12 protein-coding genes are annotated in these 14,087 nt (G+C 44.5%); 10 read left to right on the plus strand and 2 right to left on the minus strand.

The features are described 5' to 3' along the window. The first annotated feature begins 208 nt into the window (after positions 1–208). Positions 209–1,507 carry a serpin family protein gene (locus tag OCV99_RS02350; protein ID WP_158367784.1) on the plus strand — a complete coding sequence of 433 codons (1,299 nt, stop codon included), beginning with the start codon at positions 209–211 and terminating at the stop codon, positions 1,505–1,507. A 65-nt stretch (positions 1,508–1,572) separates the two neighbouring features. On the opposite strand, the gene OCV99_RS02355 is transcribed toward OCV99_RS02350, so the two are convergent. Continuing rightward, positions 1,573–3,363, minus strand: coding sequence for an aminopeptidase P family N-terminal domain-containing protein (locus OCV99_RS02355; protein WP_158367785.1), 1,791 nt, complete (start codon positions 3,361–3,363; stop codon positions 1,573–1,575). Positions 3,364–3,451: 88 nt separating this feature from the next. Continuing rightward, positions 3,452–4,810, minus strand: coding sequence for a peptide MFS transporter (locus tag OCV99_RS02360; protein ID WP_158367787.1), 1,359 nt, complete (start codon positions 4,808–4,810; stop codon positions 3,452–3,454). Positions 4,811–5,175: 365 nt separating this feature from the next. Here OCV99_RS02360 and OCV99_RS02365 point away from each other — a divergent pair, with 365 nt between their 5' ends. From OCV99_RS02365 to cmk, 9 genes are all read left to right on the plus strand, one after another. After that, positions 5,176–6,615 (plus strand): acyl-CoA carboxylase subunit beta, encoded by a 1,440-nt coding sequence (locus OCV99_RS02365; protein WP_158367789.1) that lies wholly within the window; start codon positions 5,176–5,178, stop codon positions 6,613–6,615. 13 nt (positions 6,616–6,628) lie between these two features. Beyond that, positions 6,629–7,408, plus strand: coding sequence for an OadG family transporter subunit (locus OCV99_RS02370; RefSeq protein ID WP_158368545.1), 780 nt, complete (start codon positions 6,629–6,631; stop codon positions 7,406–7,408). Positions 7,409–7,430: 22 nt separating this feature from the next. Then, the gene (locus OCV99_RS02375; protein ID WP_158367791.1) at positions 7,431–7,802 is read left to right on the plus strand and encodes a biotin/lipoyl-containing protein; all 372 of its coding nucleotides are present in this window, start codon (positions 7,431–7,433) and stop codon (positions 7,800–7,802) included. Positions 7,803–7,848: 46 nt separating this feature from the next. Next, the gene (locus OCV99_RS02380; RefSeq protein WP_158367793.1) at positions 7,849–9,000 is read left to right on the plus strand and encodes a sodium ion-translocating decarboxylase subunit beta; all 1,152 of its coding nucleotides are present in this window, start codon (positions 7,849–7,851) and stop codon (positions 8,998–9,000) included. Between the two features lie 28 nt (positions 9,001–9,028). Further along, positions 9,029–10,444 (plus strand): oxaloacetate decarboxylase subunit alpha, encoded by a 1,416-nt coding sequence (locus OCV99_RS02385; RefSeq protein WP_158367795.1) that lies wholly within the window; start codon positions 9,029–9,031, stop codon positions 10,442–10,444. 190 nt (positions 10,445–10,634) lie between these two features. Beyond that, positions 10,635–11,555 (plus strand): MurR/RpiR family transcriptional regulator, encoded by a 921-nt coding sequence (locus OCV99_RS02390; RefSeq protein WP_158367797.1) that lies wholly within the window; start codon positions 10,635–10,637, stop codon positions 11,553–11,555. Positions 11,556–11,558: 3 nt separating this feature from the next. Further along, positions 11,559–12,794 (plus strand): BaiN/RdsA family NAD(P)/FAD-dependent oxidoreductase, encoded by a 1,236-nt coding sequence (locus tag OCV99_RS02395; RefSeq protein WP_158367799.1) that lies wholly within the window; start codon positions 11,559–11,561, stop codon positions 12,792–12,794. A gap of 19 nt (positions 12,795–12,813) precedes the next feature. Next, a complete protein-coding gene (locus OCV99_RS02400; protein WP_158367800.1) occupies positions 12,814–13,419 on the plus strand; it encodes a YcxB family protein in 606 nt (201 codons plus the stop codon). 11 nt (positions 13,420–13,430) lie between these two features. Beyond that, positions 13,431–14,087: a (d)CMP kinase gene (cmk, locus tag OCV99_RS02405; protein ID WP_158367802.1), complete on the plus strand. Its 657-nt coding sequence runs from the start codon at positions 13,431–13,433 to the stop codon at positions 14,085–14,087.

Below are 14,087 nucleotides of genomic sequence, written 5' to 3' on the forward strand. Positions count from 1 at the left end.
GAATTACAGAGAGTAAGTATTGTATAATGTCCATGAGCATTGGCTCCTTTCGAGGTAATGGATTTGTGGTGAACTCATTATACACGAAAAGGGAGGTCAATGCTCTTTTTATTGCAGATTTCCCTAAAAATCAAGGTTTTTATTAGATTTTAGTACAAAAAAACAGGTAGTTTTTGACACTACCGAGTTTGAGTAGGAGGTGAATACTATGAAAAAGTGGGTTGCAATGATGCTGTCGGCTATTATGGTATTGCCACTTTCCGGATGTTCTGTGGGAGAAACTTCCCAGGGCGTAACCACATTGGCAGTTGTGGAGTATCCGGAAGATGAACAGGAAGAGGCTCAGGAAGCGTTGGAAGAAATGCAGAAAGAGATGGAGTATGTGGATGCCCATGAAGATGAGCTGAAAGGCTTCTTTGAAAAAAGTACGATGTCTCTTTTGGATAGCGTAAAGGAAGAGAATGCAGTATGTTCTCCGCTGAATGTATATATGGCGCTTTCTATGCTTGCTGAGACGACGGATGGCGATAGCAGAGAGCAGATATTAGAACTCCTTGGTATGGAAGAGATTCAGGACTTGCGTGAGCTGACGAAAGCTGTGTGGGAGCAGAATTACAGCAATAACGATTCTATCTGTATACTGGCAAATTCTCTCTGGCTGGACACGGAGACAGCATATAAGAAGGAAACGGTTGATTTGCTGGCTGAGAATTATTATGCTTCCTCATTTCAGGGAAAGATGGGAAGCGAGGAATATAATCAGGAGCTTCAAGGCTGGGTAAACCAGCAGACCGGAGGGCTGTTGGAAGAGAATGCGGCAGACCTTGCTTTTTCTCCGGAAACCATTATGGAGCTTGTCTCGACGGTTTATCTTCGTGCAAAGTGGGGGCATGAATTTGAAAAGGAGAATACGAAAGAGGATATCTTTCATGCAGAAAACGGGGATATGACCTGTGAGTTTATGAATCAGGAGACGGATACTTACTATTATTGGGGCGATAAATTTGGTGCATTGAATCTTTCGCTGCTGGGAAATAACGGTCTGTCTATGTGGTTTGTTCTGCCGGATGAAGGGGTGACACCGGAACAGTTGACAGAAGAAGGACAACTGATGGAAGTCTTACTGAACGGATGGGACCGGAGCGATAAGAAATATCTTACGGTGAATCTGTCAGTTCCGAAGTTTGATGTGGCATCGTCTGCAGATTTGAAGGAAAGCCTGCATGCGCTAGGCGTGGCGGATGTGTTTGATATGAATCTCTCAGACTTTACTCCCTTGACAGAAGATAGCAAAATATATCTGTCAGAGGTTGCACATTCTGCCCGTGTGGCTATTGACGAGGAAGGTGTTACCGCAGCGGCTTATACGGCAGAAATAGGAGACGGCGCTGATATGCCGCCGGAAGAAGAGATGGATTTTGTGATAGACCGGCCTTACCTGTTCGCAATTACCAATAGAAACAATCTGCCGTTATTTGTAGGAATTGTAAAGAATCCTTTGGGATAGAAATTATTCCTGAAAGAGGAAGCCTGTGACAGAGGTGGGTCACAGGCTCCCTTTAAAAATCTGAATTAAATTGCTCTTGTGTATTCTTTCAGCCATTCTCTTTCTTCTTCTGTCAAGTGAGGACCGATTTTTTCGTACACGTCTTTGTGGTAATTATTCAGCCATTCCCTCTCGTCCCTGCTCATTTCTTCCGGGTCAATTCCGTCCAGATCGATGGGTGCGAAGGTGATGGTTTCAAAATGCATGAACTGCCCGTATTTGTTTTTAACGCCTTTCTTTACGATGAATTCGTTTTCAATACGGATACCGAACTGGCCGTCCTCGTAGATACCGGGCTCGTCGGTAATTACCATGCCTTCTTCTAACTGGTGGTGTTCATTCTTGCTTGGGACTACATACCAGCGGAAGCCGGTAGGAGCCTCATGGATGTTGCCCAGATAGCCGACGCCGTGTCCGGTTCCGCACTGGAAATCCAAGTCCAGATCCCAGATAGGGCCTCTTGCAAGGATGTCAAGATTGTAGCCGTAGCATCCATATAAGAATCTGGCGCGTGACAGGCGCATCATGGCACGCACCACTGCAGTAAAATATTTCTTCATCTGCTGGTCTACAGAACCAAGGACGAAGGTTCTGGTGATGTCTGTGGATCCTTCATAGTATCCGCCGCCGGTGTCGTTCAGGAAGAATGCGCCGGATTTTAATTCCACATCTGTCTCCTCGCATGGAGAATAGTGCATCATAGCAGCATGGTCCGCGAAAGCACAAAGAGGCTCGAAGCTGTCCCGGATATAACCTTCCTGCCCGGCGCGCAGTTCTGTAAGTTTGGCGGCAGAGCTTAATTCTGTGATGGTCTCTTTGTCATAACGGGTCTTCACCCAGTACATGAATTTGGTAATGGCTACTCCGTCTTTGATATGGGCTTCCCGGATGTTCTTAAGCTCTGTCTCATTTTTCATTGCCTTCATAAGAATGGTGGGATTCGCACCTTCCACGATTTTGCATGGAATATTCTTATAGAGTGCATAGTTCATTTTCATTGGATCAATCAAAACAGTACAATCTTTATCCAAACCTTTGATATCTTCATAAATATCATTATATGGATGGATGTTTACATTATTTTTTTTCAATTCTTCGTGGATTCTGTCATTCAGCTTACTGTCATCTACATAAAGTTCCACACAAGTTTCCTTTACGATGGCGTAGGAGAGCAGCAGCGGGAAGAAATCAATATCATCACCGCGGATGTTCAAAAGCCAGCATACATCATCCAGAGATGCAATTATATGGGTGTCAGCACCGGCATCTTCCATAGCCTTGCGGACACGGGTCAGCTTAGAAGCCGTACTTTCACCGGAATACTTTTCTTCCAGGAAGAAAGCGGGTTTCGTGGAAAGTGACGGACGGTCTTCCCAGATGATATCAATCAAATCTTCGGAATAGTGAATCTGAATATTTTTTACGGACAATGCTTCTTCATATTCCTGACCTTCTCCCATGGAAAGTACACGGCCGTCGAAGCCTACTGTCCCACCTTCCGGGAGAGCATCGGCAAGATATTCTGTGACGGAAGGAGTGTCGCCTACAAACATTTTCATCAGACGGATACCGCTTCCTTTCAATTCATTTTCTGCCTGGAAGAAATACCTTCCATCCGTCCAGAGGCCTCCGTCTGTCTGGGTAATCACGGCTGTCCCGTAGGAGCCGCTGAAACCGGTAATATATTTACGTGCTTTAAAATGTTCTCCTACATATTCGCTTTGATGGAAATCCGCCGTGGGGACAACATAAGCGTCTATTCCTTTCTCTGCCATAAGAGCGCGGAGTTTAGCGATTCTTTCTGCTACGACTGTCATAATGAAAATACCTCCCTGTATTTTATCGTTTAAGAAAGGGCTCCCTTCATCCGGGAACCCTTTTTCTGAAAATATTTTTCGTTCTGGTTTATTTACCGCCGACTAATTTGTCAAACTTCTTAGTAAATACCAACATAACAAGACCGCAGGCAATGATAATGATTGTTACAACGCCGTAAGCCTTTACGAAGGAAAACGTAGAAAGGAAGTTGTAAAGCGGACCGTATCCCAAACCTGCAAAGAAGATGATGAACGGCCATACGCCAAGCATCGTCCCCAGAAGCTTCTTTGGAGCGTACTTGCTGATGAAGGAATTTCCAAGCGGTGAAAAGACAACTTCACCAACTGACATAAATATGGCTGTCAAAATGATAATCCAGATGCCAACCGGATCTTTCGTTCCTTCTCCACTAAGGAATGCGGCCAGTACCATACATGCGGTACACAGACCAAGCAAAAGAATGCCGACTGCAGTCTTAGTAAACATGCCCCAGTCACCCTGCGGTCTCTGTTTCATCTTAGCCCAAATTCCTGCAAATACCGGACACAGGATGATGCAAAGAAGACCATTCATAGAATCAAACCATGAGGTAGGCATTACAAAGGAACCAATGTTCCAATTTGCCCATCCGGCACCAGCTTCTGAAACCGGACCAAACTCATAGTAAACCGGCATGTAAACCATATACCAGATCAGCCAGAAAATACCGGAGAACAGTGTTACGATGAGGATTGCGATAACACGGTTTTTCTCAAGTTTGGTAAGAGGAGCGTTGTCCTTTTCCTTCTTTGTCTGAGTTTTATTTTCGGTTCTGTTGTCAACAAGGAAAGGCTTCTTACCGGCATCGCCGAAGAATCTCATTCCAAAGAGCCACCATGCGCAGTCAACGAACAGGGCAATTGCACAGCCGAAAAACAGACCACGGTAACCAAAAGATGTCTTCGCTACAAGCGTGAGGAATGTGGTACCGCAGAAGGAACCGATGTTAACAAAGGAGTACTGGATGCTGAATACGGAATCCAGAGTATCCTGGTCTGCTAATGGGAAGAGACGTCCGTTGATACCGGATACGTTTCCTTTAAAGAAACCTGTTCCGATAGACAACAGAATAATCATTGCCCACAACATACCCGTGCTATTTGCTTTCCATGCAAACAGGTAGCTGATTCCCATAAGGATTTCCCCGATAGGAACCAAAATTCTTGGACTAACCCAGCGGTCGGCAATATATCCTCCGAGGATAGGGGTGATATAAGTAAATGCTACTAAGTAAGAACTCATAGTAGCTCCTACCGATTTGTCAAGCCCCAGACCGCCATTAGCAACTTCCGCCGCAATAAAAATTGCGAGAGCCCATTTAGCTGCGTAATATGCCAGTCTTTCAAATGTGAAAGAAAGACTACATACGTAGAAACCAAATGGCCATTTCTTTTTCGTTGTTTCCATTTTTAACCCTCCAATTAAAAATATAGTATTAAGCTTCCACCATGCATGCTGCAAACTTCCCCATATGTATTGCAGCCACACATATAAAAACCACAATAAATATAGCACAAAACAGACCGTCGTACAATAGTTGAATTAAGAAAAAGTTAATAAAGTTTATGGAATATTTTGCTTATTTTAACCTGATTTTAGCATAGTAATTCGATAGCGAGTCAGCGTGATGAAAAAACCTGACAAGTTTTTAACGCAAAACTGAGAAAAAGAGTTGAACTTTAGACCTAAAAAGACTATAATAAAATCGGCAGAAAATTTGGTTTTGATTAAACCCAATTTAAAATATCTTAGAGAAAGTGGAGGGCCAGAATATGAGTAACATGGCAACAGAAAGTGCAGCAAGTAGCAGAATTGCCGCTTTACTTGATGCAGGCAGCTTTGTTGAAATCGGCGGCGCTGTTACAGCAAGAACGACCGATTTTAACATGCAGGAAAAAGAAACTCCGGGTGACGGTGTCGTTACAGGCTACGGAGTGATTGACGGCAATTTGGTGTATGTATACAGCCAGGACGCTTCTGTATTGAACGGGGCAATTGGTGAAATGCACGCAAAGAAGATTTCAGCAATCTATGACATGGCAATGAAGATGGGAGCGCCGGTAATCGGTCTTGTTGACTGTGCGGGCTTACGACTTCAGGAAGCGACGGATGCGTTGGAAGCTTTTGGAACAGTTTACAGAAAACAGACACTGGCGTCCGGGGTAATTCCTCAGATTACAGCAATTTTCGGGACATGCGGTGGCGGTTTGGCTCTGGTTCCTGCGCTGACGGATTTCACATTTATGGAAGCAAAAAAGGCAAAATTATTTGTGAACTCACCAAATGCAATTCCGGGCAATACGGCAGAGAAGTGTGATACGGCTTCGGCTGCGTTCCAGAGTGAAGAAGCAGGGCTTGTAGATGATATCGGAGAAGAAGAAGAGATTCTGGGAAAAATCCGTGCGTTGGTATGTATGCTGCCATGCAATAATGAAGAAGATGCTTCCTATGATGAATGCCTGGATGACCTGAACAGAGCATGTGAAGGAATTGAGAATGCAGCAGAGGATACTGCAATTGCCCTTGCAAATATTTCTGACAGCAACATTTTCTTTGAGACGAAGAAGAATTACGCCAAAGATATGGTGACAGGATTTATCCGTCTGAACGGTATGACAGTAGGTGCTGTGGCGAATCGTTCTAAAGTTTACGACGAAGAAGCGAATCTTGTAGAAGAGTTTGATGGTTCTTTGTCTGCAAAGGGAGCGAAGAAAGCAGCGGAATTTGTTGAATTCTGTGATGCATTTAATATTCCGGTACTTACGCTTACGAATGTGGCAGGCTTCAAAGCTTCTAAATGTTCAGAAAAGACACTTGCGAAGGCGGCAGCAAAACTCACTTATGCATTTGCGAATGCAACGGTACCGAAGGTAAATGTTATTGTTGGCAAGGCTTTCGGAAGTGCATATGTTGCTATGAATAGTAAATCTATCGGAGCAGACATGGTATATGCATGGCCGGAAGCAGAGATCGGTATGATGGATGCAGATCTGGCTGCAAAGATTATGTACGCGGACGCGGATGCTGCAACAATCAGAGAGAAAGCGGCGGAGTACAAAGAATTACAGTCAAGCCCGATGGCTGCTGCAAGAAGAGGGTATGTGGATACCATTATTCAGCCGGCAGACACAAGAAAATATGTGATTGGCGCATTTGAGATGCTTTTCACAAAGAGAGAAGACCGTCCGTCAAAGAAACATGGAACGGTTTAGTGAGGTGGGCAAAGTGAAGAAAAAGATTAGCTTATTAATATGTATGCTTGTGGCTGTGCTTTCCTTCACCGGCTGTTCAAGCACAAAGACGGAAGTAGAGTATGATGAAGCGGAAGTTGAACAGGTAACAGAATTCCTGATTGGCTATTGTGTGGAGATGGATGACGCTACCTTAGAACAGTGGCAGAATATGACAGACTTTGCTCTGGAGCAGCAGCTTACGAATGCCGGACTTCCCTTTACGCCGGAAAGCTTCCTGGGAGCACTGGAAAGCTGGGAAGCCGGTGTTGATGAGTGCGGAGAATATATTGAGCATGGCGATTATACTTATGAAGCGTCATCAGATGAGCTTAAGGTTACAACCGACGCGAAATATGCTGACCGTGACGCAAGCATAGAATTTGTTTTTGATGAGAATTTATACCTTGATTCCATGACAGTAAACGCGAAGTTTACCATGGGAGAAATCCTTAAGAAAGCGGGACTGAATACGCTTCTGGGTATGGGAACTGTATTTGTTGTATTGATATTCATTTCAATCCTTATTTCTTTATTCAAATACATTCCTGCAATTCAGGCAGCATTTGCAAAGAAACCTAAGAAAGCAGAGGCGGATGTCAAAAAGGCGGCTCCTGTTCCGGCGGCGCCGAAGGCAGCACCAGCTCCGGCAGCGACAGATGATGCCGAACTTGTTGCTGTAATATCAGCGGCGATTGCAGCGTCAGAAGGAACGACAACAGATGGTTTCGTTGTGAGAAGCATTAAGAGAAGAAGATCAAATAAATGGAATTAATATTGTTCAGGAGGAATAAGTGATGAAAAATTATACAATTACAGTGAATGGCAATGTATATGATGTTACAGTAGAGGAAAAGGGCGCGGGAGCAGCACCGGTCGCAGCGGCAGCGCCTGCCCCGGCGGCACCAAAGGCAGCACCGGCTCCGGCAGCACCGAAAGCAAGTGCAGGGGCTGGTTCTATCCCTGTAAAAGCGGGGGCTGCAGGCAAGGTGTTTAAGCTTGAAGCAAGCGTAGGCCAGAGCGTTAAGAGAGGCGACGCAGTTGTGATTATCGAGGCAATGAAGATGGAAATTCCAGTTGTGGCTCCGGAAGACGGAACAGTTGCAAGTATTGATGTGGCAGTTGGCGATGCAATTGAAGCGGGAGCTGTTTTAGCTACATTGAACTAGAAACATAACGGATGATTATGTTTTGAATACGACTGGAGGTTAAAAAATGGATTATATAACAACTACATTGGGAAACCTCGTGCATCAGACAGCTTTTTTTAGTCTTACATGGGGCAATTTGATAATGATTGCAGTTGCATGCTTTTTCCTGTATCTTGCAATCAGGCATGAGTTTGAACCTCTGCTCCTGGTACCAATTGCTTTCGGTATGCTGCTTGTTAATATCTATCCGGATATTATGCTGCATGCGGAAGATTCCGCCAACGGAACGGGTGGACTGCTTTACTATTTCTATAAACTTGATGAGTGGTCAATCCTGCCTTCTCTGATTTTCCTTGGCGTAGGTGCCATGACAGACTTTGGACCATTGATTGCCAACCCGAAGAGCTTCCTCCTCGGAGCGGCAGCACAGTTTGGTATTTTCGCGGCATATCTGGGAGCGATGGCAATGGGATTCTCAGATAAGGCGGCAGCGGCGGTTTCTATTATCGGCGGTGCTGATGGGCCGACATCTATTTTCCTTGCCGGAAAGCTGCAGCAGACGGCGCTGATGGGTCCGATTGCGGTGGCGGCGTATTCCTATATGTCGCTGGTTCCGATTATCCAGCCGCCGATTATGAAACTTCTTACGACAGAAGAAGAGCGGAAAATTAAAATGGAACAGTTACGGCCGGTATCAAAGCTTGAGAGAATTCTATTCCCGATTGTCGTAACAATCGTGGTATGTGTGATTCTTCCTACAACGGCTCCTTTGGTAGGTATGCTGATGTTAGGAAACCTGTTCCGTGAATCAGGCGTGGTAAGACAGCTGACAGAGACAGCATCCAATGCACTTATGTATATTGTAGTTATTCTGCTTGGTACATCTGTAGGAGCAACTACAAGTGCCGAAGCGTTCCTGAATATGGACACGATTAAGATTGTTGTACTCGGCTTGGTGGCATTTATGTTTGGTACGGCGGCAGGTGTAGTGTTTGGTAAGATTATGTGCAAGGCGACCGGCGGTAAGGTAAACCCGCTGATTGGTTCTGCAGGTGTATCTGCCGTGCCTATGGCGGCCAGAGTATCACAGAAAGTCGGAGCGGAAGCAGATCCGACAAACTTCCTTTTGATGCATGCAATGGGACCGAATGTCGCAGGTGTTATCGGTACAGCAGTAGCGGCAGGTACATTCATGGCTATCTTTGGAGTAATGTAATAACAGAATAATGATGGAGGAAGAAACAATGGCAGAAATTGCAAAAAAACCAATTAAAATAACAGAAACCATTCTGCGTGATGCTCACCAGTCTCTGATTGCTACCCGTATGACCACAGAGCAGATGGTTCCGATTATCGACAAAATGGATAAAGTCGGTTATCATTCCGTAGAGTGCTGGGGTGGTGCTACGTTTGATGCATCTCTTCGTTTCCTGCATGAAGATCCGTGGGAGAGACTACGGAAGTTCCGTGATGGATTTAAGAATACGAAACTGCAGATGCTGTTCCGTGGACAGAATATCTTGGGATACCGTCCATATGCAGATGATGTGGTAGAGTATTTCGTCCAGAAATCTGTTGCAAATGGAATTGATATTATCCGTATCTTTGACTGCTTAAATGACCTGCGGAATCTTCAGACGGCAGTTACGGCAGCCAACAAGGAAAAAGCAGAGGCACAGGTAGCGCTTTCCTATACACTTGGAGATGCTTATACATTGGATTATTGGGTAGACATTGCCAAGAAAATTGAGGATATGGGAGCAAGTTCTATCTGCATTAAGGATATGGCGGGACTTTTGGTTCCCTATAAGGCAACAGAATTGATCGGAGCTATGAAAGAAGCGGTTGATTTGCCGATTCAGCTTCATACACATTATACATCCGGTGTCGCTTCCATGACCTATCTGAAAGCAGTCGAAGCCGGTGTGGATGTAATTGACACAGCAATGTCACCGTTTGCTCTGGGTACTTCTCAGCCGGCAACGGAGGTTATGGTTGAGACTTTCAAGGGAACGCCTTATGATACTGGATTTGACCAGAACCTTCTGGCAGAAATTGCAGATTACTTCCGCCCAATCCGTGACGAAGCACTGGAAAGCGGTCTTCTTAACCCGAAGAATATGGGTGTTAACATTAAGACTCTTCTTTATCAGGTACCAGGCGGTATGTTGTCTAACCTGACATCACAGCTCAAGGAGCAGGGAGCAGAAGATAAATACTATGAGGTATTGGAGGAGGTTCCGAAGGTTCGTAAGGATCTTGGTGAGCCGCCGCTTGTTACACCATCCTCACAGATTGTTGGTACACAGGCTGTATTTAACGTACTGATGGGCGAGCGCTATAAGATGGCTACGAAAGAAACGAAGGATATTCTGAGTGGTAAGTACGGAGCAACTGTAAAGCCGTTTAATGAAGAAGTGAAAGAGAAAGTCCTTGGTAAGGATGCAGAGACGATTACCTGTCGTCCGGCAGACCTGATTCCGGATGAGCTGGACACGCTTCGCAAAGAATGTGAGCAGTGGATTCAGCAGGATGAGGATGTGCTTTCTTATGCATTATTCCCGCAGGTTGCAGTAGACTTCTTTAAATACAGAGAGGCACAGCAGACTAAAGTGGATCAGACTGTAGCAGATACTGAGAACGGAAGTTATCCAGTATAGAAGATAAGAAAAAGATGATTTGATACGGGGAAGCGTAGTTTTACGTTTCCCCGTTTTTGCGCTGAGATTTAAAAGTAAAATGAAGAAAATGATGGACTTTTTGTTTTGCGGATGCTAATCTATAAATTACAGTCCGACATAAAACAAAGATGTGGATCGATATACAGATAATAACAGAGGAACCGGTAAAATGGGAACAAAGAATGAATTGCTACAAAAGATAGAAGAAAAATATTCAAAGTTCAGCAAGGGTCAGAAGAAGCTGGCGGATTATATCAGAGAAGCTTATGATAAAGCAGCTTTTATGACGGCAGCAAGGATGGGAGAGGAAGTAGGGGTCAGCGAGTCGACCGTTGTCCGATTCGCAACATCGCTGGGATATTCCGGCTATCCTGCATTTCAGAAGGCGTTGGAAGAACTGGTGCGCACAAAGCTTAATTCGATCCAGAGGATGGAAGTGACATATGGAAGAATCAGTCAGGGAGAAATTCTTACCTCAGTTCTTCAGGCTGATATCGAAAAAATCAAATTAACCATGGCAAATATTGACCACGGGGCATTTGAACAGGCAGTGGATATGCTGCTGAATGCAAAGAGAATCTATGTGATTGGAATTAGAAGCTGTGCTCCTCTTGCAAGTTTCCTGAGCCATTATCTGAATCTGGTGTGTGAGAATGTGACAGCAGTAAATTCAAATAGTTCCAGCGAGATATTTGAACAGCTTATTCGGATTGGGAAAGAAGATGTGATTGTGGGAATTAGTTTTCCGCGTTATTCTATGCGGACACTAAAAGCGCTGGAATTTGCAAGCAATCGGAACGCAAAGGTGATTACGCTGACGGATAGCGTACATTCGCCGATGACTTTATATTCTGCCTGCAATCTAATTGCAAGAAGCGATATGGCATCTATTGTAGATTCCCTGGTAGCGCCTTTGAGTGTAGTAAATGCCCTGGTTGTTGCTCTCTGTATGAAAAAACAAGACGAAGTTGTCACGACTCTTGAGACATTGGAGCAGATTTGGGATGAGTATCAAGTGTATAGTAAAGATGAGCTGAACATGGTGACAGATACGATGGAATTCCCGGCAAAAGAAGGGAGCATGGAATAAGATATGAGCAAGGTGTTGATAGTCGGCGGCGGAGCTTCGGGAATGGCAGCGTCTATATTTGCAGCAAGAAACGGACATGAAGTCCATCTTTTTGAAAAAAATGAAAAGTTAGGCAAAAAGCTTTTTATCACCGGAAAAGGGAGATGTAATCTGACAAATGCCTGTGAGGCAGAAGATTTTTTCCCGGCTGTATTGAGAAACCGAAAATTTATGTACAGCAGTTTCTATAGCTTTACGAATCAGGATGTAATTACATTTTTTAACGAGCTGGGTGTGAAGACCAAGATTGAGAGAGGTGGACGTGTATTTCCGGTGTCCGACCATTCCTCTGACATCATTCGGGCGCTGGAAGGCGAGATGTTAAGGACTGGTGTCAATATCCATTTGTATAGTGAAGTGAAAAAAATCGTATCGGAGAAGGAAAAACAGATTTTCCGATATATAGAACTGAAAGACGGGGAGAAAATCTATGGAGATGCCTGTGTGGCTGCTACAGGGGGATTGTCTTATGAGACTACAGGCTCTACGGGAGACGGTCATCGCTTTGCCAGACAGCTTGGGCACAATGTGACCGAATTGCTTCCTGCTCTTGTGCCCTTAACGGTAAGAGAAGACTGGGTTCCCATACTTCAGGGATTATCTTTAAGGAATGTCACTGCCGGTTTTTATGACGGCAGGAAAAAGTTGTGTGAAGATTTTGGGGAAATGCTGTTTACGCATTATGGTGTAAGCGGCCCGATTATCCTGAGCGCCAGCAGCGTGATTGGCGACAAGCTTCAGAAGAAGGAACTGACATTGAAAGTTGATTTGAAGCCGGCGCTTACAGAGGAACAATTAGACCACAGGATACTGAGGGATTTTGAAGAGAATAAAAATAAACAATTTAAAAATTCTCTGGGAAAGTTATTTCCGTCAAAGCTGATTCCTGTTATGATTTATCTCGGTGGTATTGATGCTGAGAAAAAAGTGAATGAAGTGTCACGGGAGGAGAGAAGAAGATTTGTGTCGTTGACGAAGAATCTTGAGATGACGGTTACGGGTCTGCGAGGGTTTCAGGAAGCGATTATTACCAGAGGTGGAGTGGATGTAAAAGAAATAGATCCGGGCACAATGGAATCCCGTTTGATCAGGAATCTGTATTTTATTGGAGAAATTCTGGATTTGGATGCAGTGACCGGAGGGTTTAATCTTCAGATTGCCTGGTCGACCGCTTATATGGCAGGAAATGCCATCAGATAATGCAAAGGAGGAAAAATATATGAAAGCAGAGTACCAATTCAAATATGACGAGACATTGGAAGTTCTGACAGACATCATGGAACTTCACGGTGCGTCAAAGGTTTCTAAAAATTTCCGGATTTTTGTGGCGTCCGGAGGAGTGTTTGTCTTTGTGTTCATGGCATTTTATAGTGATTATTTTAAAGGAAGCACAGGACATATGGTGTTTGCTTTTGCCAAGTTCCTTATAGGATGGGCACTGGCGTTTATAATTGCAGAAATACTGGCAAGAACTGTAGGCAGGAAATTTGAGCTGACGGCGTCTGCGGGAGATGCTGAGACCGTGTATGAAAAGCGGCTGAAAATTTATAAAAAACCTCTTTCTGTCAGAGTGGATTTCTACGAAAATTCCTGCATAAGTTATGTGGAAAAGAATAAGAAAGAAACTGCTTACAGCGATGTGCAGCGTATTCTGGAAAATGATACAGTGATTGCATTTATTGTGCGTGGCGAAGAATTTGGAAAGCGTTTTTGGGGATTGAGCAAAAAAGGGCTGACAGATGGGGATATAGATGGATTCCGTACATTCCTTCTTCAGAAATGTACGGGTGTTAAGAAAGGAATCGAGGAAATTAAAACAAAATAAGGAGAATATAAATGGGATATAGTATTGCAATTGACGGACCGGCCGGCGCCGGGAAAAGTACAGTGGCAAAGCTGGTAGCGAAGGAAAAGGGATTTGCCTATGTGGACACGGGAGCCATGTACAGAGGGCTTGCAGTGCATTTCTTACAGGAAGGGATTCTGCCGGAAGAGACCGATAAGATTGCAGCTTCCTGTAAAGATGCAGAAGTAAACATTGCTTATGAAGGAGGCGTTCAGCAGATTTATCTGAATGGCAGAAATATTACGGCAAAGCTTCGGGAAGAAGCCGTTGGAAATATGGCTTCTGTAAGCTCTGCGATTCCTCAGGTCAGGGCGAAGCTCCTGGAGGTTCAGAGGACGCTGGCGAGAGAAAAAGATGTTGTAATGGATGGACGGGATATTGGTACGAATGTACTTCCGAATGCAGATGTGAAGGTATATTTGACGGCAAGTATAGATACCAGGGCGAAGCGCAGATATGATGAGCTTACAGAAAAAGGAATTCCCTGTGTATATGAAGAAATTGCTGCAGATATTGCTGAGAGGGATAAGAGGGATATGGAGCGGGAGATTGCGCCACTAAGACAGGCGACAGATGCAGTGTTGGTCGATAGTTCTGATATGACAATTTCTCAGGTTGTACAGGCAATTCTGGAACTTTGCAGATAG

The sequence above is a fragment of the Dorea acetigenes genome (assembly GCF_025567385.1).
GTDB lineage: Bacteria > Bacillota > Clostridia > Lachnospirales > Lachnospiraceae > Claveliimonas > Claveliimonas acetigenes.

Bases quoted from the DNA above. Each gene is read 5' to 3' on its own strand.
- OCV99_RS02350 (WP_158367784.1), top strand. From the start codon at position 209: ATGAAAAAGTGGGTTGCAATGATGCTGTCGGCTATTATGGTATTGCCA.
- OCV99_RS02355 (WP_158367785.1), bottom strand. From the start codon at position 3,363: ATGACAGTCGTAGCAGAAAGAATCGCTAAACTCCGCGCTCTTATGGCA.
- OCV99_RS02360 (WP_158367787.1), bottom strand. From the start codon at position 4,810: ATGGAAACAACGAAAAAGAAATGGCCATTTGGTTTCTACGTATGTAGT.
- OCV99_RS02365 (WP_158367789.1), top strand. From the start codon at position 5,176: ATGAGTAACATGGCAACAGAAAGTGCAGCAAGTAGCAGAATTGCCGCT.
- OCV99_RS02375 (WP_158367791.1), top strand. From the start codon at position 7,431: ATGAAAAATTATACAATTACAGTGAATGGCAATGTATATGATGTTACA.
- OCV99_RS02380 (WP_158367793.1), top strand. From the start codon at position 7,849: ATGGATTATATAACAACTACATTGGGAAACCTCGTGCATCAGACAGCT.
- OCV99_RS02385 (WP_158367795.1), top strand. From the start codon at position 9,029: ATGGCAGAAATTGCAAAAAAACCAATTAAAATAACAGAAACCATTCTG.
- OCV99_RS02390 (WP_158367797.1), top strand. From the start codon at position 10,635: ATGGGAACAAAGAATGAATTGCTACAAAAGATAGAAGAAAAATATTCA.
- OCV99_RS02395 (WP_158367799.1), top strand. From the start codon at position 11,559: ATGAGCAAGGTGTTGATAGTCGGCGGCGGAGCTTCGGGAATGGCAGCG.
- OCV99_RS02400 (WP_158367800.1), top strand. From the start codon at position 12,814: ATGAAAGCAGAGTACCAATTCAAATATGACGAGACATTGGAAGTTCTG.
- cmk (WP_158367802.1), top strand. From the start codon at position 13,431: ATGGGATATAGTATTGCAATTGACGGACCGGCCGGCGCCGGGAAAAGT.